Genomic DNA, 23,697 nt, shown 5'->3' with positions numbered 1-23,697 from the left:
AATGTTCTCCTTCTCATTTTATGTATGAAGCTCCAAACTGATGCGGAGCGCTTCATCCACTCGTCTCATTAGTTCCCGGTCCACATGACAGACAAGCTCTTTCAGTCTTTGCTTATCAATGGTCCGGATCTGTTCCAGCAAAATTACTGAATTCTTCACAATATGATATCTTCTGGCATCCACTTCAATGTGAGTTGGAAGTTTTGACTTATTCATGCGCGACGTAATTGCAGCACATATAACCGTTGGGCTGTGTCGGTTGCCTATATCATTTTGAATAATCAACACCGGCCGTATCCCTCCCTGTTCGGAGCCGACGACCGGACTTAAATCTGCATAATAAATATCTCCTCTTTTTACCTGCATTCTTTCACACTCCGATAATGTTAATGATAATGGATAGTCTTTCCAGATTTTTCGGATGTATTCCAAATGCACGCAAAATCATTTATGCAAAATAATCAATCTGTTCTATGATCTTACCGTCCCGGCAATATACTCGTGGAATTCGCTTGCCAAGATCGCAGACAAATTCATAATTAAACCGGTCTGCCAGTTCACTTAGCTGATCTACCGTAATCGTTTCTTCTCCGTCTGTTCCTATGAGTACTGCCTGATCGCCGAACTTCACGTTGTCAATTCCTGTTACATCGACCATAAACTGATCCATACAGACTCTTCCGATAATCGGCGCCTTTTTCCCGTGGATCAGCACATAAGCCTTGTTGGAAAGGCTTCTCGGATATCCATCTCCATATCCAACCGGAATGGTAGCAATCTGCATTTCTTTCTCCGCCACGAAGGTTCCCCCATAGCTGACAGATGTTCCGGCAGAAATTGTCTTCACATATTCCACATGGCTGATCAGCGACAGTGCCGGCTTTAGTTCTACCGCTTTCTTTGATACTTCCTGAGATGGATACAGCCCATAGATTGCAATCCCGGCTCTTACGAGATCACAATTCGCCTCTCGGACATCGATAATTCCGGCGCTGTTTGAGCAATGTTCATAGGGAAATGTCACTCCCCGCTCTTTCAGTTTTGATGTCATCTCATGGAAAATCGTCAGCTGCTGTCTCGTATAAGTCTTATCCTCCTCATCTGCTTTGGCAAAATGTGTAAAGATTCCTTCTGCTTTCATATGCGGCAGATCAATAATTCGTCTGATCGCCTCTACACTGTCATCCGTCGGAGCAAATCCGAGTCTTGACATCCCTGTCTCCAGTTTCACATGAAAATATGCCTGTCGATCTAACTGTACTGCCAAATCTGACAATTCCTGCATCTGCTCCTCCTGATACACCGTCATTCGAATCTCATGCTCTAGCATCTCTTCAAATTGATCCGGGAAAATACATCCCAGCACCAGGATTGGTTTCCTGATCCCGCTCTTTCTCAACAGCACTGCTTCATCAAGTGTTGCTGTGGCAAATCCCCACACATATTCATATGCTTCCAACATTCTGGCTACAGGAATCGCGCCGTGTCCATAACCATCTGTCTTGACCACACCAATCATCTTTGTCTTTGCATCAATATTTCGATGCATTTGTTCCATATTATATGCAATTGCGTCCAGATCTATCCTGGCCATCACTCTGCTGTATTTCTTCATCTTTCTATTTGCTGCTCCTTTTATTTTTTCAGTATCTCTCCTATGGCATCGATCACATCACTCGCAAGCACACTGTACTCGCCTTTCTTATCTCTTGCCTTATCTCCGGCAAGTCCATGAAGAAAAACACCCGCGCAAGCTGCCTCATAAGGTTTTTGGCCCTGAGCAAGCAATCCGCCAACGATTCCGGCAAGTACATCTCCGGAACCACCCTTCGCCATCGCCGCATTCCCGCTTGTATTTAGATAAATGCGTTCCTCCGCTCTGTGTATCATTGTACGGGCATCTTTTAATACACAGATAACCGGGTATGCTGCTGTCAGTTCTTTGATAGCTGCGATGCGCTCTTTTCTGATTTCTTCAACCGCTTTTCCTGTCAGACGGGACATTTCTTTCATATGAGGCGTCAGAATTACCGGTACCTGACATTCACCCAGTAATCCCATTTCTTCTGAAATCAGATTCAGCCCGTCTGCGTCAACCACACAAGGAATCGTTGCCTCTTTCAGCACCGTGCGCACAATCTGTCTGGCTGTCTGACTTTTTCCAAGTCCGCACCCGAGCACCGCTGCATCTGCCCAGGCAAGTTCTTCCAACAACTGCTCTTTTTCAAAAAATTCATAAGTACTAATCAATGCTTCCGGCAAAAGCTGCTGAAGAATCATCCTGTTTGATTCATCGGTATAGATTTTTACAAGTCCGGCTCCGGTACAGTATGCTGCCTTTGCGCTTAAATAAGCAGCGCCGCACATTCCACGGCTTCCCGCAATTACAAGCACTTTCCCATAAGTTCCTTTATGACTATACTGACTGCGTGCCGGGAAAATCTCTCTAAGATCGTTCATCTCATAAGTATAGGCAACTTCTGTCTGTTCGTCAAACAAATCTGTCTGAATTCCAATATCTTTTACAAAAACAGTGCCGCACCATGCTCTTCCCGGATCACACGCCATTCCATATTTCTCACAGGCAAACGTTACTGTTATATCTGCCCGAAACGCTGTACCAAGAATACTTCCATCAAAGGAAGATACCCCTGACGGAATATCGATGGCCACTTTTGCTCCGGAAAGCCGGTTCATCTCCTCAATCACTGCTTTATAATGCCCTTCCACGGTTCTTGACAAACCAATGCCAAACACCGCATCTATAATAACACTATATGCTTTCGCCGGAATCCCGTCACAATCTTTTATTCCATAATTTTCAAGGATCTTCCGCTGAAGCTTCGTCTCTTCACTCATAGATGCTTCTCTTCCAGCCAGTACAACTGTCACGTCTGAACCCTTCAAATGCAAAAGTCTTGCGACAGCATACCCATCTCCGCCATTATTTCCCGCTCCGCAGACAATCAGCGGTTTTGATAAATCGATTTCTGTTTCTTCCAGTACCTCTACTGTCTTTAGTGCCGCACGTTCCATCAGCACCATCGACGGCACTTGTTTCTGAACGATTGTCTCCTCATCTGCATGTTTCATCCATATTCCATCCGGCAAATATCTCATATCCACACCCCTGTCTGCAGAGCAACACTGTCTGCATTTATTTCTATTAGTATTCCCCAAACCTGTCCTTGTTATCTCTGTTAATTTTTAAACAAACGACGTGTAACAGAACCTTTCTATTACACGCCGCCAAGCAATTTTATTTAGTCTCTTTATGCTGATGCTGACTAACGTTATACGACAGCCGCATCAAACTTTCAGATAAATGTACATTCTCTACAATCACGTCTGAAGGCACATTCAAATCTGTATGTGCGAAGTTCCAGATTGCCTTTACCCCATTATCTACAAGCACCTTCGCTACTTCGGATGCTTTCGCTTTCGGAATTGTAAGCACTCCGATCTCAATTCTGTTTTCTTTTACAAACTCTTGCAGTTCATCCATCATCCGGATCTCCACACCGCGAATGGAAACTCCCGCAAGTCGTGGATTCACGTCAAAAATCCCCTTCAGAAGAAAGCCTTTCTTCTCAAATGAAGTATAATTAGCCAGAGCCTGTCCCAGATTACCGGCGCCAATAATTACCATGTTATGCGTCACATCCAGTCCAAGAATCTTACCAATCTCTTCATAAAGACTCTTCACATTATACCCGTATCCCTGCTGTCCAAATCCTCCGAAATTGTTCAAATCCTGTCGTATCTGAGATGCTGTCACTTTCATGCGCTTGCTCAGTTCATTAGACGAAATTCGCTCAACTCCATTATCCAATAATTCACCTAAATACCGATAATATCTAGGCAATCTTCTTATAACAGCCTGTGATATCTTTCTTTCATTCATTTCGTCAACCTCGTCTTTCCGTAATCCGCATATTTACTAAAATATTATAGCGAATTGTCATATTGATGTCAATTATTTGTTGTAATTTGCAATATTTGCGCTATAATTGAACATGGAGATTTTTATGTCAAAACAGCATAGAAACTTGGCGATACGATCCAGCCAAATGAAAGATAAACAAACAGGAGGATACACATGGTACTCGCATGTCATAATATCAGCAAAGCATTTTTAGAGCAGGTCATTGTTAAATCCGGCTCTTTTCATATAGAAGACCGTGAAAAAGCGGCTTTAATCGGTGTCAATGGCGCCGGAAAATCAACTATCCTGAAAATGATCGTAGGTGAACTTACGCCAGACTCCGGTGAAGTCGTCCTTACCAAAGGAAAAACGCTCGGATATCTTGCTCAGCACCAGATCCCGGATACAGAACATTCCATTTATGAAGAATTAAAAACTGCAAGAAGTTACCTGATCCAAATGGAAAAGGAAATCCGCAAAATTGAAGGCGAACTGTCTTCCCTTACCGGAGACGATCTGGAAGAACGGCTTCATACCTATCATCGACTTACCGCCCAATTTGAACGCGAAAATGGATACGCCTATGAAAGTGAACTCACAGGTGTATTAAAAGGACTCGGATTTTCTGAAGAAGAATTCCAAAAACCGGTCAACACTCTCTCCGGAGGACAAAAAACCAGAGTAGCCCTCGGCAAGCTGCTTCTGACAAAACCAGACATTCTTCTTCTTGACGAACCGACAAACCACCTGGACTTAAATTCCATCGCCTGGCTTGAAACTTATCTTATGAATTATCCGGGTGCTGTTCTCATTGTTTCTCATGACCGCTACTTTTTAAATCGTGTTGTCACAAAAGTAATTGAAATTGAACATGGAGAAATCATGAGTTTTCCCGGAAATTATACTGAATTTGCTGAAAAGAAGAAACAGGTACGGGAAGCAAAACTGAAAGAATATTTTAAACAACAGCAGGAAATCAAACATCAGGAAGCCGTTATCGAAAAGCTGCGCTCGTTTAACCGGGAGAAATCCATCCGCCGCGCAGAAAGTCGTGAAAAAATGCTTTCAAAAATGGTACCGGTAGAAAAACCGCTTGAAGACACAAACGAACTTCATTTTCACCTTGAACCGTCCTGTGTCAGCGGAAATGATGTCCTATCCGTAGAAGATCTCAGCATGTCCTTTCAGACACAAAAATTATTCCAGCATGTAAGCTTTTCTCTGAAGCGCGGAGAACATGTTGCAGTCATCGGAGATAATGGAACCGGAAAAACAACGCTTCTTAAAATTCTGAATGGTCTTCTTGATGCCGATGAAGGACGGTTTCAGCTTGGAACCAATGTACATATTGGATATTATGATCAGGAACACCATGTACTCCATCCGGAAAAAACTATTTTTGATGAAATCTCTGATGATTATCCGACACTTACCAATACCGAAATCCGCAATGTTTTGGCTGCATTCTTATTTACCGGTGAAGATGTCTATAAATTGATCGGAGATTTAAGCGGAGGCGAGCGCGGACGGGTATCTCTGGCAAAGCTCATGCTCTCTGAAGCAAATTTTCTAATTCTGGATGAGCCTACCAACCATCTGGATATTGCCTCCAAAGAGATTCTGGAAAAAGCTTTGAATGACTATACCGGAACAATCCTGTACGTTTCTCATGACCGGTATTTTATTAACCAGACCGCACAGAGAATCCTGGAACTGACGAATCATACTTTCGTAAATTATATCGGAAACTATGATTACTATGTAGAGAAGAAAGAAGAACTGACAAGAATCTATGCCCCGTCTGACGAAAATCCTTCTCACGTTCAGGAAACGCTTTCCGATACAAAACTTGACTGGCAAGCCCAAAAAGAAGCACAGGCCAGAGAACGTAAGCGAAAAAATGAATTTCAAAAAACCGAAAAACGTATCGATGCACTGGAAACAAGAAATGCGGAAATTGATGAATTAATGACTCAGGAAGATATTTATACAAATTCTGTCAAATGCCGGGAACTGGCAGAAGAAAAATCTGCAATCGAAGAAGAACTCTTAGAACTGTATGAAACCTGGGAAACATTGGCAGAAGAACTGTCTTAATTAATTGCCGCCGGAAATGGATTCTTTTAAAAAGAAAACAATTCTCCGGCGGCAGCTTTATTTCTATCGTACTTTTTTGATATTTTTTCTAACGCTTACAGAAGCTTCCTAAGATTCTCTGCAATCGCCTGGATAAATTCTTCACTGTTTAAGGTTATTACATTCTCCAATGCAGTAATCGCCGCCAGATCCTTTGTCATTTTACCGCTTTCGATCGTGTCAATGACCGCTTTTTCAAGGCTGTCAGCGAATTTCATCAGGCGATCGTTCTGATCCAGCTCTCCTCTCTTTCTAAGAGCTCCGCTCCAGGCAAAAATTGTCGCAACCGGATTCGTAGACGTTTCTTCCCCCGCCAGATATTTGTAATAATGTCTCTGTACCGTTCCATGTGCAGCCTCATATTCGTAGTTACCGTCCGGCGTTACAAGAACAGATGTCATCATGGCAAGAGAGCCAAAAGCCGAGGAGATCATATCACTCATCACGTCCCCATCGTAGTTTTTACACGCCCACACATAGCCGCCTTCTGATTTCATAACGCGGGCAACTGCATCATCAATCAGCGTATAAAAATAATTGATTCCTGCTTCCTGAAACTTTTCCTCATACTCTTTTTCATAAATTTCCTGAAAAATATCTTTAAACGTATGATCATATTTCTTTGAAATGGTATCCTTTGATGCAAACCACAAATCCTCTCTTACATCAAGTGCATAGTGAAAACAGCTTCTGGCAAAGCTTTCGATAGACGCTTTCGTATTATGCATTCCCTGAATGATACCTTCTCCGGAAAATTCATGGATCAGTTCTCTTTGTACCGTTCCGTCCTCTGCTGTATACACAAGTTCTGCTTTCCCAGCCCCAGGTACTTTCATCTCTACACTCTTATACACATCCCCATAGGCATGGCGGGCTACTGTAATTGGTTTTTTCCAGTTTTTCACACATGGTTCAATCCCTGCTGCAAGGATCGGCGCCCGAAATACGGTCCCGTCCAAAATTGCACGGATCGTTCCATTCGGACTCTTCCACATTTCTTTCAGATCATACTCTTTTACTCTGGCTGCATTTGGAGTAATCGTCGCACATTTCACTGCTACATGATACTTCTTTACCGCATACGCTGCATCTGCTGTTACCTGATCTTCTGATGCGTCTCTGGACTCCAGTCCCAGATCATAATATGCTGTTTTTAGCTCTACGAACGGACAGATCAAATGCTTTTTAATCATTGCCCACAAAACTCTTGTCATTTCGTCTCCATCCATCTCTACAAGCGGTGTTGTCATCTGAATTTTATCCATAGCCCTTTTCCTCCTGTTTCATTTTACTGATTTCTCATATTGTTTTCCATTACGTTAAATTATCTACTACATGACGGATATGTTCATCTGCCAATTGTTCTGCCAGCCTGGCATCCTTTGCTTTGATCGCCTCATAGATCCCGCGATGCTCTGCAATGGATTTCTCCGCCCGATCTTTCTTCTCTACGGATGTCTCTCTCGCTTTGCGCACATAATTGTGAAAATCTGTCATCACATGCTGAAGAATCCGACTGTTGGAAGCTTCGTACAATACTTCATGAAATTCACTGTCCAGTTCTACTACATGCCCTCCGTCTTCTTTCTTTCTGCCGTAAAATTCCGATAGCAGCAGCACTTCTTCCATCTTCTCTAATTGTTCCTGTGTAATATGCTCTGTTGCCCATCTCGCGCAGAGCCCTTCCAGCCTGGATCGTATTGCATAGATATCTGCAATGTCCTTCTCATTAATTCCGGTTACATAGGCGCCCTTATTTGGAATGATCTTCACAAGTCCTTCCAGTTCCAGCTGACGGAGCGCTTCCCGCACCGGTGTACGGCTGACTCCCATCTCTTCTCCTATCGTAATTTCTCTTAATTCTTCGTTCTCTTTATATTTTCCCGACAGAATATCTTCCCGCAAAACATGAAACACCCGTCCTCGCAGAGAATGATCCTGATATTCCTTCACTTCTATCACTCCAATTCCTGATTTTGTATAATTGTATACAATTATATTTCTTTTGTCAATAAAAAACAGGTGAAATCTCACCTGTTTTCAAAAATTTTATAGATTTATCAGACGATTTAATATAACTTTGCTCCAACCTGACGAGGCTGATATCCTTCCCGCACAAGCGCTTCTAATATTTCCTCTTTATGCTCTGTCCCAAATGCCTCCATCGTAATTCGAAGTTCCACTGCCGCATTACGATTTGTATTCACAAACTGATTGTGTTCCAGACGAATGACATTTCCCTGCGCATCTGCAATTGTCTTGGCAACATGTACCAGTTCTCCCGGTTTATCCGGCAGGAGTACCGAAATAGAAAAGATACGATCTCTCTGGATCAGACCGTGCTGAACAATCGAAGACATCGTAATAACGTCCATGTTTCCACCGCTCAAAATACAGACTACTTTTTTTCCTTTCAAATCAAGCTGGCGAAGAGCCGCCACAGAAAGAAGTCCGGAATTCTCTACGATCATTTTGTGATTTTCTACCATATCAAGGAAAGCACCGATCAATTCATCATCTTCTACTGTTATTACCTTATCTACATTCTCCTGTACATACGGAAAAACTTTCTCGCCTACGCGCTTCACTGCTGTACCGTCTGCAATCGTATTGGCGCTGCCAAGCGTAACAACTTCTCCCGACTTTAGAGCCTCCGTCATACTTGCCGCCTCCGACGGTTCTACTCCGACTACTTTAATCTTTGGATTCAGCATTTTGGCAAGGGTAGAAACACCACTGATCAGACCGCCTCCTCCAATCGGAACAATGATATAATCAACTGTCGGGAGTTCCTGAATAATCTCCATTGTGATGGTTCCCTGCCCGGTTGCCACATCAATATCATCAAACGGATGAACGAACGTATAGCCATGTTCTTCTGCAAGCTCATAGGCCTTTTCGCAGGCATCGTCATAAACATCGCCGTAAAGAACTACCTCTGCACCTAATTCTTTCGTACGGTTCACTTTAATGAGTGGTGTGACTGTCGGCATTACAATCGTGGCTTTACAGCCAAACGCTTTTGCTGCATATGCTACACCTTGCGCATGATTTCCGGCAGATGCTGTGATCAGCCCCTTCTCACGCTCCTGCGGTGTCAGTGTGCTTATTTTATAATATGCCCCCCGCAATTTATAAGCACCGGTATGCTGCATATTTTCTGGTTTCAGATACACTTTCGCACCGGTATCTTTACTCAGATATTCGCTGTATACCAGTTTTGTAGGATTCGTTACTTTTTTTACGAGTTCACTTGCCTCTTCAAATTTCTCTAAAGTAAACATTGTCATTCCTTCTTTCTTCTGTAAAAAACTATTCTTCCTCTTCTTTCTTGACATCAAATAACGCATTCACAAAATCATCTGCATGGAATTTCTGCAGATCGTGAATCGACTCTCCAACGCCAATATATTTTACCGGAATTCCAAGTTCTGACTGAATTGCAATTGCAATACCGCCCTTTGCAGTTCCATCCATCTTTGTCAAAATAATTCCTGTAATATCTGTCACTTCACTGAATTGTTTTGCCTGCGCAAGAGCATTTTGCCCTGTAGTTGCATCAAGTACAACAAGTGTCTCACGAAATGCTTCCGGATATTCCCGCTCCAAAACGCGGTTGATTTTACGAAGTTCTTCCATTAAGTTCTTTTTATTATGAAGTCTTCCTGCCGTATCTACAAGAAGTACATCCGCATGACGTGCCTTCGCTGCCGCAACTGCATCATAGACAACTGCTGCCGGATCAGAACCTTCCTGGCCTCCAATCAGATCCGCATCTGCGCGATTCGCCCATTCTTTCAACTGTTCCCCTGCTGCTGCACGGAATGTATCTGCCGCCGCCAGAACAACCTTTTTATGCTGTTCCCGCATCTTCCCTGCAATTTTCCCGATTGTTGTTGTCTTTCCAACACCATTGACTCCGATGACCAGTACTGCAGAAGTACGATTTTCAAATTCGTAGGCTGCTTCCCCCACATCCATCTGCTCTTTAATACTCTCAATCAAAAGTTCCTTGCATGCCTGCGGCTCTTTGATATGCTGCTCTTTTACCTTTTTCCGCAAATTATCAAGAATCTCCATCGTTGCCCGCACACCGAGATCCCCCATGATCAGAACTTCTTCCAGTTCCTCATAGAACTCCTCATCAATATGGGAGAATCCTTTAAAAATGTTATCGATACCGGACACAATATTATTTCTTGTTTTTGTCAGCCCTTCTACAAGACGTTTAAATAAACCACCTGCCATATGATATCACCTGCTTTTCTTTTTATTACTTTTATTTCTTTTATCTCTATTCTGACTGCATTTATGTCTCCAGCTCATTTTCCAATAAGTCTACGGAGACTAATGTGGATACCCCTTTCTCCTGCATCGTAATCCCATACAGACGATCGGCAGCAGTCATAGTTCCACGCCGATGTGTAATGACAATAAACTGTGTGTTCTTCGTCAGTTTATGCAGATACTGTGCAAAACGAACTACATTATTGTCATCTAATGCCGCCTCAATCTCATCCAGAAGGCAAAACGGCGACGGTTTCAGATTCTGAATTGCAAACAGCAGAGAAATCGCAGTAAGGGCTTTCTCTCCACCGGACAGCTGCATCATGTTCTGCAATTTCTTTCCCGGAGGCTGAGCGATGATCCGGATACCTGCTTCCAGAATATCTTCCTCTTCCATTAATTCCAGTGTCCCTTTTCCACCGCCAAACAACTGTTTAAATACCTGATCAAATTCTTTCTGAATCTCTGCAAAGCGCTCCTGAAACTGTGCTCTCATCGCTGCATCAAGTTCATCAATGATTGCCAGAAGCGTTTTCTCTGCTTCCACGAGATCTTGCTGCTGCGTTTTCAGAAATTCATAACGCTCAGATACATTCTTATAGTCTTCGATCGCATTGACATTGACAGAGCCAAGTCCCCGAATTTCTGTTTTTAGATTCTGAATCTGCTTTTTAATATCTGCCAGATCTACCAGCGTCTCATCCCGCTGTTCTTTTGCGCTATAGTAAGTCAGTTCATATTCTTCCCACATATAATTCGTCTGCTTTTCGGAAGCTTCTTCGCATGTTTCTTTCTGATTTGTTAAACGGAAAATTTCCTTATCAAGATCCCCCATTCGCTTCTGCAAAGACTCTCTTTGCTGAAGAAATGCCTTATGTTTCTGCAAGAGCATTTCTTTTGTTTTCGTATCTTCTGCAATTGCCGCCTTGATTTCTTCAAACAGCTCTTTCGAATTACTGATTGTTTCCTCGATTTCCAGAATTTTTTGCTCTTTTGCTGCAATCTCACCGGACATGTCATTCTTATTTCGCTTTAATTCCTCTAACGCTTCTGCTGATTTTCCAAGTTCTTCTGACAGACGTTCTGTATTCTCTACAAGAAATTCCAGCTTCTGCTCCAAGCCGGCGCAGGTCAAATGAATCGTTTCATTCTTATGCATTGCATCATTTTCTTCTTTACGGGCCTGTTCTGTTTCCTGCTGCCATATTTCTATCTGTGAAGATATATCCCGCTCAAGAGATTCTGAAATCTCAAGTTCCACCTGGATTGACTCCTGATTCTCCCGGATTTCTTTCATCTGTTGTTCCAGATCCGTTCCTTCCCGATAAATCTGATCAATTTCTTCTTTTGCAGTCACCCGTTGGCTTTTTGCCTGTTCCAGATTCATTTTCGCTGTATTTTGTTTCACATAGAGTTCCTGCAGCTGTTCTTTGATCTGTTCCAGTATCCCATAACTGTCGGTACGCTTTTGTTTGCTGGCATTTAGTGCAGTCTCTGTTTCAACCATTTCGTCTTTTAAACGTCGAACCGTTTTCTCAAGCTCTTCAATCTCCCGCCGTCGGCTCAGAAGATTGCTGGAGTTCTTAAAGGCACCTCCCGTCATTGCTCCGCCGGGTGTAATCAAATCTCCTTCTATCGTTACAATTCGGAGTGTCTGCCTATATTTTCTTGACAAAGCAATTCCATGATCAATGTGGTCTACCACAACCGTTCTTCCAAGTAAATGATCCGACAGCTTGCGAAAGCGTTCTTCCACTGTTACAAGTTCATTCGCAAGACCAATCACCCCCGGTTCTTTCAGCGCTTCCGGTGTCCGAAACCCTTGACTTTGTCCAATGGCTGTCAGCGGAAGAAACGTAGCGCGTCCATATTTATTCTGTTTTAAGAACCCGATCATACGCTTAGCTGTATCCTCGTTATCTGTTACAATATTCTGAATACTTCCGCCAAGCGCTGTCTCAATCGCGCTTTCATAATTCTTCTGTACCTTAATGATATCTGCCACAACCCCGAGAAGACCTTTCTCCTTCACACGCTGCTCCATAACGCGGCGGATACTGTTTCCATAGCCGTCATAGCGCTCTGTCATATTTTTTAGAGAATCTAACCGTGAATGTTCTCTGTGATAGGCTGTCTGTCCGACACGAAGCATCTCATTTTTCTTTCCAATCTCCTCCTGAAGTGTCTGGATCTGCTGCTCTACCTTCTTTTGTTCCTCCAGGAGCTTTCGGATTGCTTCTGCTATCTCCTTCAACTCCTCCTCATACACATGACATCTCTCATCGTGTTCACTGTCTGCACTCTTCATCTCGATCAGCCGTTTATGAATCTCTGCACGCCGCATCTGAATTTGTCCAAGCATCGTATCATAATGCTGAATCTTAGCTTTTGTAGAAGAACGGCTATTTAATATCCCGAAAATGTCGCTCTGAGCATTTTCTACTTTCGAAGAAATATCTGCAATCTGAGACTGAATCTGGATAAGAGCTTTCTTAGCCTCTTCTTCTAATATCTGCTTCTCTGAAAGTTCTCTTTTCAGTTTTTGCTTTTCTTCTGCAAACGCTTCTTTTTGCTTCTGTTTCTCCTTCATTTCACTTTGAATTGCCTGATATCTCTGATCATAGTGCTCATCACTCATACGCACACTATGAATCTGTTCTTTCAGAAGATTAATCTCTCCTTCCAGCTGCTGCTTCAAAAGTGTCGTCTCATTCAACTGTGTCTTAGATTTCTCAATTCTGGCATCCACAGCATCTGTTTCTTCTTCCATAGCCTCATATGCTGTCTTCGTCTCCTCATAACTTTGATTTACCGCATCAAGCTCCTCTGAGGCAATCTGTAATTTCTTCTCCAACGCATCCAACTGTTCTTTCAGCCGATCCGATTCCAGAAGAAATAGATTAATGTCATATTTTTTCAGTTCTTCTTTCTTCTTCAAATAAGCCCTTGCCGTCTCCGCCTGACGTTCCAACGGTCCGACCTGACGCTCCAGCTCTGAGAGAATATCATTGACGCGAACAAGATTCTGCTTCTCGTCTTCCAGCTTCTTGATCGACATATTCTTTCTCCGCTTAAATTTCACAATACCTGCTGCTTCATCGAAAAGCTCCCTGCGTTCTTCTGGTTTTCCGCTAAGAATCTTATCAATCTGCCCCTGACCAATAATGGAATATCCTTCTTTTCCAATACCGGTATCATAAAACAGCTCGTTCACATCTTTCAGACGGCATGTGCTTCCATTAATCAGATATTCGCTCTCTCCCGAACGATACAGCTTACGAGTTACCGTCACTTCCTTGAAATCAATCGGCAGCTGTCCGTCGGAATTGTCAAGCGTAATCGCTACCATCGCGTAGCTTAACGGCTTACGGTTCTCTGTTCCGGAAAAAATGACATCCTGCATTGTTCCTCCGCGCAGCTGTTTCACCCGCTGTTCTCCAAGTACCCAACGCACAGCATCTGCCACGTTGCTCTTACCGCTTCCGTTTGGTCCGACAATGCCTGTAATTCCATTATGAAATTCAAATATAATCTTATTGGCAAACGACTTAAAGCCCTGCACTTCGATACTTTTTAAATACATCCTGCACCTACTTCATCTCTCTCATCTTACGGATCGCACAATATGCCGCGGCCTGTTCCGATGCTTTTTTCGTTCTTCCGGTTCCCGATCCATAACAGAAGTCTCCAATGTAGACGGCTGTCTCAAACGTCTTGTCGTGATCCGGTCCCTCTTCTTTGACAAGCACATAGGATAATTCTTCCTCATGTCCGGCCTGTACCATCTCCTGCAGGATAGTCTTGCTATCATAAAAGAGAAGTTTATTTTCCAGATCACTCAGTACAAATCTGTGAATAAACTCTTTTGCACTAGCAAAACCACCATCAAGATAAATTGCTCCGATCAACGCCTCAAGTGCATCCGATGTTACAGAATCTCTCCTGCGTCCTCCCGTTGCCTCTTCGCCTTTGCCAAGCAGCAGATAAGATCCAAGCTCGATTTCCCTTGCACAAAATGCAAGTGCAGGCTCACATACCATACTCGCTCTTGTTTTTGTCATCTCTCCCTCTGATTTCGTCTCATAGTTTAAAAAGAGATATTCACTGGAAATCAATTCCAGTACTGCATCGCCCAAAAATTCCAGACGTTCATTACATTGATATTTTTTTAAATGCTTCTCATTCGTATAAGAGCTGTGCATCATAGCATGTCTTAAAAGTTCAAAATCATGAAACTGATACCCGATGCGCTCTTCTAATTGTTTTAAATTACGACTCATAGTTTCCTCTCTTTAAAACGAAAAAGCCCATGCGGGCTTTTTCGCGAACATCATTTAATTTGTTGCGCTTTTGATTTTTTCAACAGCATCGCCAACTGTTACAATAGACTCTGCCTCTTCATTCTCGATCTCGATATCAAATTCTTCTTCAATTCCCATAATAATCTGGAAAATATCAAGAGAATCTGCTCCTAAGTCATCCACAAAAGCTGACTCCTCTGTAATCTCATTCTCATCCAGGTTTAATACATCTGCAATAATTGCTCTTACTTTTTCAAATTCCATAACAGGTCAATCCTTTCTCTTCTATTAATTTACTCTTCTGAATTTTCTGATATATTCTGCATACATTCCTGTATCTTTTCATTGATACGCTGTTCTTTGAATGTTACGCACTGAATAATAGAATTCGACACTTCCTTCGCTGTGGAACTGCCATGTGTTTTCACAACGAGACCATTCAGTCCCAAAAGCGGTGCACCGCCATATTCACTTGCATCAAATGACTTCAATGTCTTCTTCAGCGCCGGTTTCACTAATAATGCCCCGATCTTACTTCGAAGCGAAGTCATCATGCCATCTTTGATCTTCTTGATCAGTACTGCTCCCATGCCCTCATAAAGCTTAAGGATCACATTGCCGACAAACGCCTCACAGACAATAACGTCTGCTGCACCGTGAGGAATCTCCCGGGCTTCAATGCTTCCGATAAAATTGATATCCGAGCACGCCTTCAACAGCGGAAATGTCTCTTTCACAAGGGCATTTCCCTTCTCCTCTTCTGCTCCGATATTGACAATTGCAACCCTAGGATTCTTAATTCCAACAACATGTTCCATATAAATGGAGCCCATTTTTGCAAATTGTACCAGATGGGAAGCTCTGGCGTCTACATTCGCTCCGCAGTCAATAATAAGTGATACGCCATTCTTCGTCGGAATCAGTGGCGCCAATGGCGGACGTTCCACTCCTTTCACTCTTCCTACAAGTACCTGACCGCCTACAAGGATGGCCCCTGAACTCCCTGCTGAGACAAATGCGTCTGCTTCTTTCTTCTTGACCATCTGCATTCCGATTACAATAGAAGACTTCTTCTTCTTCCGGATCGCCATTACCGGCGGCTCTGCCGTCTCAATCACTTCCGGAGCTTCCACAATCTCTATCTGATCCTTCGGATACGTATAGGCCGCAAGTTCCTTCTGGATTGCTTCTGTAATTCCGACCAGATAAACCTTAATGTCTTTTCTGCTTGTCACAGCAGTTACAGCTCCCTTTACAATCTCTGCCGGGGCGTTATCTCCGCCCATAGCATCCAGGGCAACTCTTGTAATTTCTGACATGTAAATTCCTCCCTGCTTCCTGTCATCCCAGAATTTCTGGTACTGACTAAAACTAATTCTACTAAACATTGGTATAAAAAGCAATATTTGTTGTAAGGTTTTTATGAAAATTTATCTCATTTCTATATTGACTATAGGGTTACTCTATTCTTTATAATATAATCGTACACAAAAGGAGGTAATTTATTTGAAACACAAACTAAGACAGATCCTTAGAAAACTTACTGCCGGTTTATCCTGGCGCAAAGTATTTCCAATTATTCTTGGCGCTACGATCTGCTCTTTCGGAATCTATAACATTCATCAACAGACAGGAATTACGGAAGGCGGAGTCATTGGCGGAATGCTTTTAGTCCACCACTGGTTCGGTATTTCTCCCTCTATCATCACTCCGATACTGGATCTTTCCTGCTATCTTCTCGCCTACAAATATCTCGGCGGAAGATTCATCAAAATTTCGATCGTATCAACAGCAAGCGTTTCTCTGTTCTTCAAGCTATGGGAAATGTTTCCTCCGGTACTTCCGGACTTGTCTGATCATCCTCTTACCGCAGCGATTGCAGGAGGACTTTTTGTTGGAATTGGTGTCGGTCTCATTGTACGTCAGGGAGGTTCCAGCGGCGGTGACGACGCTCTCGCCCTGACAATCTCCAAACTCAGCGGATGGCGGCTTTCCAGAGCCTATCTGTTTACCGATTTACTTGTACTTGCCTTGTCACTGTCCTATATTCCATTTCAGAGAATTGCCTTTTCTGTTATTACCGTCACGCTTTCTTCCTATCTGATTGACTGTATCCAGAACTGGCAGCCGAGATCAGCGAAAGATCCGGAATTGATCTGATTTTCTCATTTAAGGATACTTTTACAAAAGAATGCCTTTACACAGCGGTTATCTAAGCGTTTTAACATCTGTGCAGGCATTCTTTTTTTGACTCCGGTTGACTATTTCTACCAATAGCTTATAATCCCATCTTTGACAGTTAGGAAGAGCAAAAATCGCTGTATCCCTTGTGGTTACTGGGCTGCAGCGATTTTTGCTGTTGTCACGGATTATAGTATTTTATTCTTTCCCTTTACTTTTTTTCTGAATATTTCTCATTTTGCTTTTTGTTATGAACTGATAATCTGTTCGGAAACCACAGACGTCATGAAGATCATCCGTAATTCTTTCTCGTTTGTATAAAGGAATGAATCCCTGTTCCTGTATTTCGGCGAAATTCATTTCTTTTAGAATATCTAATAATTCTTCACATGTATATTTAGCATCCAGTTTTTTCTCAAGGAAGCGGTATATGGTCAATGCAAGAAAACAGATTAGAAAATGTGCTTTGATCCGGTTTTCATCCTGTAAATAGACAGGTCTTGCAGAAAAATCTGTTTTCATAATCCGGAAACACTCTTCTATCTGCCATCTTCCTTCACTTACTTTTAAAATATCACCAACTTCGTCATCTAAAAGATCTGTGCATACTGAGTAAAATCCATCATACTGGGCTTCTTCAAAAATCTTGATTTCATCTAGATAATGCTTTACATCAGCAGCTTCGCCTTCTTCTGTTATAGCCATAGTTCCGATGAAACGTGCTGGATCATTTGGATTTTTGCGGTTCTTTTTTGTGCTCCCTGAATCCAGCATCTTTTGTGCCCGTTCAATCTGTTTGTCTCGAATAGATTTTTGATAAAGGGCATATTTAGGAGAATAGGTAATGATCAGGCGTTGATGCAGCGTCTTTGTGGTGTAGGGCTCGTCTTTATAATAAAGTCCTTTATCATCTTCGGGTAGTTTTGTGATATCAACAGGGGTTCCATCGGATACTCTTTTAAATCCCTGTAAATTTAATGCCCATTCTTTTTCTTCTTTCTTCAGCTTTTTGATGGACTGGGTTACGATATAAGCACGTTCTCCCATGTGATTGTATTCCCGGATTGATTCAGAGCCAAGCCCGGCATCGCTGCAATAAATAAATCTCTGACAACCAAAATCTCCAAGAACTTTCTTTTCTAACGGTTTGAGAGAGGTCTGCTCGTTTGCATTTCCCGGAAAAAGAGAAAAAGCAAGAGGAATTCCATCTCCATCCATAAACAATCCCATTTGGATGATTGGGTTTGGTCTGTGTTCTTTACTTTTACCGTATTTTTTCTTTCCATCTTCTTGTTCAATTTCAAAGTAATAATTCGAGCAGTCATAATAAAGGATCTTATCATTTCTTTTCCCAAGGAAGTGGGAGTTTTTATAAACTTCCGTCTGAATAAGATCACATTCCGTACCAAGTACATCCAATGCCCGGTAGACATCATGAAGTTCGTAGGATGGTTTTTCTAAGAATTCAGATGCAACTTTGTAAGAAGAACGTTTGCTGCAAGGTTCTAAGATTCTTGCATAAATCAAATCCGAGAGGATTGCATTGATATCATACTTGAATTTATATTTTTGTTTCAATTTCCGGCAGATTTTATTCATTTGTAGTTGATAATAAATAGATTGGAGAAACAGATAGCCACCACGGAAGAAGACCTGCTTGTCATAATCTAATTGTCTATCCGCATGGAATGGTATCAATACTGTCTGTGCTTCTTTTTCCTTTTTATATTTTTCAGTTTCTATTTTCACTTCATTTTTCGCCCATGCAACGACATCATCTCTTGTAGGACCATGTTCAGGCAAAAGTTGTTCTAAGGTTCCCAGCTTGCGGACGATAGCTGAAGTAGTGCTGCCATTTGCTTTTGTATAAGATTTACAGATATAAAAGGACTCTGCATTTTTTGATTTTGTTATGTGAAGATTCATCTGTCATCCCTCCTATCCCTTATTATACCATACAATAACATAAAATAACAGCCATAAAAACAGAAAATTTGACATAAAAAAAGCAGGTTTTATGCGACCTGTGAGTACTTTTTTCGATATTCAACTGTCAAACTCCCGTGCAGGCATTCTTTTTTTGACTCCGGTTGACTATTTCTACCAATAGCTTATAATAAATTACATGGAAAACTATAGAAAAAGAAAGGGTAAACTTTACTTATGAAACCACAAACAAAACAAAAGAATCATGCAAGTGTAGAAAATGTCTACCAGCTAAACGGACGTGTTCCGCTCGGAAAAGCAATTCCCTTCGGACTGCAGCACGTTCTTGCCATGTTCGTTTCTAATTTGACACCGGTTCTTATCGTCTGCAGTGCCGCATTGCTTCGTGGAACCAATCAGACGCTAAGCTCCGCAGACATCACACGCCTTCTCCAGTGCGCTATGTTTGCTGCAGGAATCGGTACTTGTCTCCAACTTTATCCCATCTGGAAGATTGGCTCAAGACTTCCAATCGTCATGGGTGTCAGCTTTACTTTCCTCGGAAGTCTGCTTATGATCTGCACGAATCCGGATCTCGGATACGAGGGAATGGTAGGCGCTGTCATCCTCGGCGGTATTTTTGAAGGGATCGTCGGACTCAGCGCCAGATATTGGAAACGATATCTGACACCGGTCGTTTCTGCCTGTGTTGTTATTGCCATCGGTCTGTCACTCCTTCCGGTAGGTATGGATTCCTGGGGCGGCGGCTCCGGGGCCGAAACCTTCGGAATGTGGTATCACCTCGTCATCGGCGGCGCAACCTTAATTGTCTGTCTCGTTTCCCGCTATAAGTTACACGGAATTTATAAAAATCTCAATATTCTTGTCGGTCTGGCGTTTGGATATCTCCTGTCCGCAATCTTTACGATTGCCGGAATTGCTCCAATCATTGACTTCTCCGGAATCACAAAAGTAATTGATGAAATCGGATTTTTCGGTATTCCACAGCTTGTCTTTTTCTCAGACCACAAACCTGTATTTGATCTCGGTGCATTTCTGACGATCGCCATCGTTTACCTTGTATCTGCAGCTGAGACAACCGGTGCAACCACTGCCGTATGTAAGGGCGGGCTGCATCGCGATATTACAATGGAAGAACTTCAGGGCGCTCTGGCTGTTGACGGATTCTCAAGCGCTGTTTCCGGATGCTTCGGCTGTCTTCCTTTAACCTCTTTCAGTCAGAATGTGGGACTGGTCACGATGACCGGTGTTGTAAACCGTTTTACAATCTTAATGGGTGCACTGATCATGATCATCACATCATTATTCCCGCCACTTGGAGCATTTTTTAATTCTCTTCCGCAATCTGTACTTGGCGGCTGTACAGTTATGATGTTTGGCTCTATCATGTACGAAGGCGTAAAAATGCTAAAAGAATGTGAATTCAATGACCGTACTATGATCATTGTCTCCCTTTCCTTCTGCATTGGCGTTGGACTGACTCAGACTTCCGGAGATTTCTTTGCTGCATTTCCATCTTTCATAGGAGATATTTTCAACGGAAATGCTGTAGCCGGAGTCTTTGTTATCTCACTGCTTTTGAGCCTGTTTCTCCCAAAAGAGAAATCAAATGAAATAAAATAAAAACAAACTTTTCCTTTCATATCATAATAAATCCCGAAAGTATCTGTGTTCCTTCAGATTCTTTCGGGATTTATCTTTAGATTTATTATTTTCCATATAAAAATGAGAACTACCACTATGATAGTTCTCATTTTATCTTTTCATTAATCTTCAACGCTTACAACTTCGCGTTTGTTATAGCTTCCACAAGATTTGCAAACTCTGTGAGGCATCATTAACGCACCACATTTGCTGCATTTTACCAGATTCATAGAGCTCATTTTCCAGTTTGCTCTTCTTTTATCTCTTCTTGCTTTGGAAGATTTATTCTTTGGACAAATTGACATGACATTTACACCTCCTTAAAATTGTTGAACAAATCGCGGATAACTGACATTCTAGGGTCAAGACTCGTATCTTCACAGTCACAAGTTCCCTCATTTAGGTTTTGACCACATACACTGCAAACACCTTTACAGTCTTCACAGCATAGAATTTTCATCGGCCATCCTATCAATATCTCATTATAGAGTAATTTGTCTACGTCAAGCTCATATCCGTCAATATAATTTGCTTCGTCTAATTCGTCTGTCGTCACGGCATCTTTATCATCAAGATTCACATGCTTATCAATCGCAATCGCAAGCGGAACTTCCGTTTCTTTCAAACATCTGTCACACGGCGCTTTTAAAATCAATTCAACATGTCCTCTGATCAGCAGCTCCCGGTTCTTGAGATGTGATATCTCAAGATGCAGTGGAGTATCTATCTGAATCGGATAATCTGCTTCTTCTTTTCTGAATTCCTTCAGATCAGGCAGAACATCTTCCTTGATTGTCTTATGCTGTTCAGACAGTACACTTGATAGGTTCACTAACATATCTGTTACACTCCTATTCATACCTAGACTATTATATCATGCAAAAAGATTTTGTCAATAAATATTTTTATATTTATTGAATTATATCTTTTTATTGAATAAATCTTTTACTACACAAGTGCTACTGTCTCGCGGCAGATTGCAAGTTCTTCGTTTGTAGGAATAACAAGTACTGTTACTTTAGAATCTGGTGTAGAAATTACGATTTCTTCGCCGCGTTTTCCATTTGCCTCATCATTGATCTCAATTCCAAGATATCCGAGGTAAGCACAGATTGCTTTTCTCATTTCGCAGTCATTTTCACCGATACCTGCTGTAAATACGATATTGTCAACACCGTTCATAGCTGCTGCGTAGCTTCCAACGTATTTTGCTACACGGTATGCAAATACATCCAGAGCAAGCTGAGCGCGTTCATTTCCTTCTTCTGCTGCACTTGCAAGGTCACGGAAGTCGCTGGATACACCAGAGATTCCTTCTACACCTGATTTTTTGTTCAGAACTGTCATCAGACCATTGATATCAAGGTTTTCTTTCTTAGCGATGAATTCCATGATTGCCGGATCGATATCTCCTGAACGTGTTCCCATTACAAGACCTTCCAGTGGTGTAAGTCCCATAGAAGTATCTACAGATTTTCCATTGTTTACTGCACAGATAGAAGATCCGTTTCCAAGATGACAAACGATTGTCTTTGTTGCATTGTAGTCTTTTCCAAGTACTTCTGCAACTCTCTTAGATACGAAGCTGTGGCTTGTTCCGTGGAAACCGTAGCGTCTTACTTTGTAGTTTTCATAATATTCATATGGAAGACCATATGTATAAGCTGTTGCAGGCATTGTCTGATGGAATGCTGTATCAAATACTGCTACCATCGGTACGCCCGGCATTAATTTCTGGCATGCTTCGATACCGATTAAGTTAGCCGGATTGTGAAGCGGTGCAAGATCGTTGCACTCTTCGATTGCAGCTTTTACTTCATCTGTGATAACAACAGATGATGCAAATTTCTCTCCGCCGTGTACAACACGGTGTCCAACTGCATTGATTTCTTCCAGACTCTTAACAACACCTGTCTCAGCATCTGTCAGAGCATCGATTACAAACTGGATTGCCTCTGTGTGTGTTGGCATTGCTTTCTCAGTTGTAACTTTCTCTCCGCCTGCCGGCTGATATGTCAGTCTTCCATCGATACCAATTCTCTCGCAAAGACCTTTTGCAAGAACGCCTTCTGTGTCAGAGTTGATGAGCTGGAATTTCAAAGATGAACTTCCACAGTTGATTACTAATACATTCATTGTGATTATCTCCTTTTTTTCTCTCTATTGTACTGCTTACGCAGTCAATTTCAAATGTGTGTGATGCTCTTTATGTTCTGAAACGAACTACTCCTGAGCCTGTACTGCCGTGATTGCTGCAACGCCTACGATATCTTCTACGCTGCATCCACGAGATAAGTCATTGACCGGTTTTGCGATTCCCTGTGTCAGAGGACCGTATGCCTCTCCTTTGGCAAGTCTCTGTGTCAATTTGTATCCGATATTACCTGCATCCAGATCTGGGAAGATCAGAACATTTGCTTTACCTGCCACTGGGCTTCCCGGTGCTTTTGATTCTGCCACTTCCGGAACAAGCGCTGCGTCAAGCTGCAGTTCTCCATCTACCAGAAGGTCTGGTCTTGCAGCCTTTACGATCTCTGTTGCTTCTACTACTTTTGTAACGTCTGCATGCTTTGCACTTCCCTTTGTAGAGTGAGAAAGCATAGCAACACGAGGTTCAGCTCCTACAAGCTGTCTGAAAGACTCTGCTGAAGAATCCGCAATTGCTGCAAGCTCTTCTGCTGTCGGATTCTGGTTCAGACCGCAGTCACCATATACAAATGTTCCATTCTCGCCCATATCGCAGTTTGGTACTACCATCAGGAAGAATGCAGAAACAATCTTTGTTCCCGGTTTTGTCTTTAAAATCTGAAGACATGGTCTCAATGTATCTGCAGTAGAATGGCATGCTCCTGATACCATACCATCAGCATCTCCCATCTTAACCATCATTACACCGTAATACGGGTAATTTGTCAGAAGAAGCTCTCTTGCCTGTTCTTCTGTCATTCCTTTATTCTTACGGAGTTCAACCAGTTTTTCAATATATTCTTCTGTCTTAGAATATGTCTTTGGATCTACGATGATTGCGTCTTCGATAGCAAATTCAGCTTTCTTTGCCTGAATTGCGTCTGTATCGCCAATCAGTACAACCTTTGCAATCTGCTCTTTTAAAATAATTTCAGCTGCCCGGAAGATTCTGTCGTCTTCTGTCTCCGGAAGTACGATTGTCTTCTGCAATGCGCGGGCTTTTTCTTTAATTCCATCAATAAATCCCATCTTTAGGACCTCCTCTTTTTTTCTCATATATTGTTTATTATAACTTATTTTCCTCATGTA

The 23,697-nt window shown here is 42.2% G+C and carries 20 protein-coding genes; 3 read left to right on the top strand and 17 right to left on the bottom strand.

All coding sequences use genetic code 11. The annotated features are described in order from the left end of the window. Window positions 1-18 precede the first annotated feature (18 nt). From KFE17_02530 to KFE17_02515, 4 genes are all read right to left on the bottom strand, one after another. Window positions 19-366, bottom strand: a complete 348-nt coding sequence (locus tag KFE17_02530; protein QUO32649.1) for a type II toxin-antitoxin system PemK/MazF family toxin — start codon at window positions 364-366, stop codon at window positions 19-21. Window positions 367-448: 82 nt separating this feature from the next. Continuing rightward, on the bottom strand, window positions 449-1,615 hold the full coding sequence (alr, locus tag KFE17_02525) for an alanine racemase (protein QUO32648.1): 1,167 nt from the start codon (window positions 1,613-1,615) through the stop codon (window positions 449-451). Between the two features lie 20 nt (window positions 1,616-1,635). Next, window positions 1,636-3,120 (bottom strand): NAD(P)H-hydrate dehydratase, encoded by a 1,485-nt coding sequence (locus tag KFE17_02520; protein QUO32647.1) that lies wholly within the window; start codon window positions 3,118-3,120, stop codon window positions 1,636-1,638. Between the two features lie 139 nt (window positions 3,121-3,259). After that, on the bottom strand, window positions 3,260-3,904 hold the full coding sequence (locus KFE17_02515) for a redox-sensing transcriptional repressor Rex (protein QUO32646.1): 645 nt from the start codon (window positions 3,902-3,904) through the stop codon (window positions 3,260-3,262). 195 nt (window positions 3,905-4,099) lie between these two features. Between KFE17_02515 and abc-f the strand changes: the two genes are divergently transcribed. Further along, a complete protein-coding gene (abc-f, locus tag KFE17_02510) occupies window positions 4,100-6,022 on the top strand; it encodes an ABC-F type ribosomal protection protein (GenBank protein ID QUO32645.1) in 1,923 nt (640 codons plus the stop codon). Window positions 6,023-6,117: 95 nt separating this feature from the next. On the opposite strand, the gene KFE17_02505 is transcribed toward abc-f, so the two are convergent. The 8 genes from KFE17_02505 to plsX all read right to left on the bottom strand — a co-directional run bounded on the left by KFE17_02505 (window position 6,118) and on the right by plsX (window position 15,968). Next, window positions 6,118-7,326 carry an NADP-dependent isocitrate dehydrogenase gene (locus KFE17_02505; GenBank protein QUO32644.1) on the bottom strand — a complete coding sequence of 403 codons (1,209 nt, stop codon included), beginning with the start codon at window positions 7,324-7,326 and terminating at the stop codon, window positions 6,118-6,120. Window positions 7,327-7,375: 49 nt separating this feature from the next. Further along, a complete protein-coding gene (locus tag KFE17_02500) occupies window positions 7,376-8,014 on the bottom strand; it encodes a GntR family transcriptional regulator (GenBank protein QUO32643.1) in 639 nt (212 codons plus the stop codon). 116 nt (window positions 8,015-8,130) lie between these two features. Further along, entirely contained in the window at window positions 8,131-9,345 is a 1,215-nt protein-coding gene (locus KFE17_02495) for a threonine ammonia-lyase (GenBank protein ID QUO32642.1), read from the bottom strand. 28 nt (window positions 9,346-9,373) lie between these two features. Then, window positions 9,374-10,309 carry a signal recognition particle-docking protein FtsY gene (gene ftsY, locus KFE17_02490; protein QUO32641.1) on the bottom strand — a complete coding sequence of 312 codons (936 nt, stop codon included), beginning with the start codon at window positions 10,307-10,309 and terminating at the stop codon, window positions 9,374-9,376. A 61-nt stretch (window positions 10,310-10,370) separates the two neighbouring features. Next, window positions 10,371-13,931: a chromosome segregation protein SMC gene (gene smc, locus KFE17_02485; GenBank protein ID QUO32640.1), complete on the bottom strand. Its 3,561-nt coding sequence runs from the start codon at window positions 13,929-13,931 to the stop codon at window positions 10,371-10,373. A gap of 7 nt (window positions 13,932-13,938) precedes the next feature. Next, complete coding sequence (gene rnc, locus KFE17_02480; GenBank protein ID QUO32639.1) at window positions 13,939-14,628, bottom strand: ribonuclease III; 690 nt, start codon at window positions 14,626-14,628, stop codon at window positions 13,939-13,941. Between the two features lie 54 nt (window positions 14,629-14,682). After that, complete coding sequence (acpP, locus tag KFE17_02475; GenBank protein QUO32638.1) at window positions 14,683-14,913, bottom strand: acyl carrier protein; 231 nt, start codon at window positions 14,911-14,913, stop codon at window positions 14,683-14,685. Window positions 14,914-14,942: 29 nt separating this feature from the next. Further along, entirely contained in the window at window positions 14,943-15,968 is a 1,026-nt protein-coding gene (gene plsX / locus KFE17_02470; protein QUO32637.1) for a phosphate acyltransferase PlsX, read from the bottom strand. Between the two features lie 181 nt (window positions 15,969-16,149). Here plsX and KFE17_02465 point away from each other — a divergent pair, with 181 nt between their 5' ends. After that, entirely contained in the window at window positions 16,150-16,809 is a 660-nt protein-coding gene (locus KFE17_02465; GenBank protein ID QUO33594.1) for a YitT family protein, read from the top strand. 219 nt (window positions 16,810-17,028) lie between these two features. Here the strand turns inward: KFE17_02465 and KFE17_02460 are convergent, their stop codons facing one another. Further along, window positions 17,029-18,756 (bottom strand): IS1634 family transposase, encoded by a 1,728-nt coding sequence (locus KFE17_02460; protein QUO32636.1) that lies wholly within the window; start codon window positions 18,754-18,756, stop codon window positions 17,029-17,031. 237 nt (window positions 18,757-18,993) lie between these two features. Between KFE17_02460 and KFE17_02455 the strand changes: the two genes are divergently transcribed. Continuing rightward, window positions 18,994-20,400, top strand: coding sequence for a purine/pyrimidine permease (locus tag KFE17_02455; GenBank protein ID QUO32635.1), 1,407 nt, complete (start codon window positions 18,994-18,996; stop codon window positions 20,398-20,400). A gap of 143 nt (window positions 20,401-20,543) precedes the next feature. On the opposite strand, the gene rpmF is transcribed toward KFE17_02455, so the two are convergent. From rpmF to pta, 4 genes are all read right to left on the bottom strand, one after another. Next, complete coding sequence (rpmF, locus tag KFE17_02450; protein ID QUO32634.1) at window positions 20,544-20,726, bottom strand: 50S ribosomal protein L32; 183 nt, start codon at window positions 20,724-20,726, stop codon at window positions 20,544-20,546. 5 nt (window positions 20,727-20,731) lie between these two features. Next, window positions 20,732-21,259, bottom strand: coding sequence for a DUF177 domain-containing protein (locus KFE17_02445; GenBank protein ID QUO32633.1), 528 nt, complete (start codon window positions 21,257-21,259; stop codon window positions 20,732-20,734). A 110-nt stretch (window positions 21,260-21,369) separates the two neighbouring features. Continuing rightward, on the bottom strand, window positions 21,370-22,557 hold the full coding sequence (locus tag KFE17_02440) for an acetate kinase (GenBank protein QUO32632.1): 1,188 nt from the start codon (window positions 22,555-22,557) through the stop codon (window positions 21,370-21,372). An 87-nt stretch (window positions 22,558-22,644) separates the two neighbouring features. Next, a complete protein-coding gene (gene pta / locus KFE17_02435; GenBank protein QUO32631.1) occupies window positions 22,645-23,694 on the bottom strand; it encodes a phosphate acetyltransferase in 1,050 nt (349 codons plus the stop codon). Window positions 23,695-23,697: the final 3 nt, after the last annotated feature.

This window comes from Faecalicatena sp. Marseille-Q4148 (assembly GCA_018228665.1).
Classification (GTDB): domain Bacteria; phylum Bacillota; class Clostridia; order Lachnospirales; family Lachnospiraceae; genus UBA9414.
This window is presented reverse-complemented; position numbering and strand designations above follow the sequence as displayed.

What these genes read in the sequence shown, in the direction of transcription:
- alr (QUO32648.1), bottom strand. Translation starts at nt 1,615, where the DNA reads ATGAAGAAATACAGCAGAGTGATGGCCAGGATAGATCTGGACGCAATT.
- ftsY (QUO32641.1), bottom strand. Translation starts at nt 10,309, where the DNA reads ATGGCAGGTGGTTTATTTAAACGTCTTGTAGAAGGGCTGACAAAAACA.
- KFE17_02455 (QUO32635.1), top strand. Translation starts at nt 18,994, where the DNA reads ATGAAACCACAAACAAAACAAAAGAATCATGCAAGTGTAGAAAATGTC.
- acpP (QUO32638.1), bottom strand. Translation starts at nt 14,913, where the DNA reads ATGGAATTTGAAAAAGTAAGAGCAATTATTGCAGATGTATTAAACCTG.
- rpmF (QUO32634.1), bottom strand. Translation starts at nt 20,726, where the DNA reads ATGTCAATTTGTCCAAAGAATAAATCTTCCAAAGCAAGAAGAGATAAA.
- plsX (QUO32637.1), bottom strand. Translation starts at nt 15,968, where the DNA reads ATGTCAGAAATTACAAGAGTTGCCCTGGATGCTATGGGCGGAGATAAC.
- KFE17_02495 (QUO32642.1), bottom strand. Translation starts at nt 9,345, where the DNA reads ATGTTTACTTTAGAGAAATTTGAAGAGGCAAGTGAACTCGTAAAAAAA.
- pta (QUO32631.1), bottom strand. Translation starts at nt 23,694, where the DNA reads ATGAGGAAAATAAGTTATAATAAACAATATATGAGAAAAAAAGAGGAG.
- KFE17_02445 (QUO32633.1), bottom strand. Translation starts at nt 21,259, where the DNA reads ATGTTAGTGAACCTATCAAGTGTACTGTCTGAACAGCATAAGACAATC.
- KFE17_02460 (QUO32636.1), bottom strand. Translation starts at nt 18,756, where the DNA reads ATGAATCTTCACATAACAAAATCAAAAAATGCAGAGTCCTTTTATATC.
- smc (QUO32640.1), bottom strand. Translation starts at nt 13,931, where the DNA reads ATGTATTTAAAAAGTATCGAAGTGCAGGGCTTTAAGTCGTTTGCCAAT.
- abc-f (QUO32645.1), top strand. Translation starts at nt 4,100, where the DNA reads ATGGTACTCGCATGTCATAATATCAGCAAAGCATTTTTAGAGCAGGTC.
- rnc (QUO32639.1), bottom strand. Translation starts at nt 14,628, where the DNA reads ATGAGTCGTAATTTAAAACAATTAGAAGAGCGCATCGGGTATCAGTTT.
- KFE17_02505 (QUO32644.1), bottom strand. Translation starts at nt 7,326, where the DNA reads ATGGATAAAATTCAGATGACAACACCGCTTGTAGAGATGGATGGAGAC.
- KFE17_02530 (QUO32649.1), bottom strand. Translation starts at nt 366, where the DNA reads ATGCAGGTAAAAAGAGGAGATATTTATTATGCAGATTTAAGTCCGGTC.
- KFE17_02440 (QUO32632.1), bottom strand. Translation starts at nt 22,557, where the DNA reads ATGAATGTATTAGTAATCAACTGTGGAAGTTCATCTTTGAAATTCCAG.
- KFE17_02515 (QUO32646.1), bottom strand. Translation starts at nt 3,904, where the DNA reads ATGAATGAAAGAAAGATATCACAGGCTGTTATAAGAAGATTGCCTAGA.
- KFE17_02520 (QUO32647.1), bottom strand. Translation starts at nt 3,120, where the DNA reads ATGAGATATTTGCCGGATGGAATATGGATGAAACATGCAGATGAGGAG.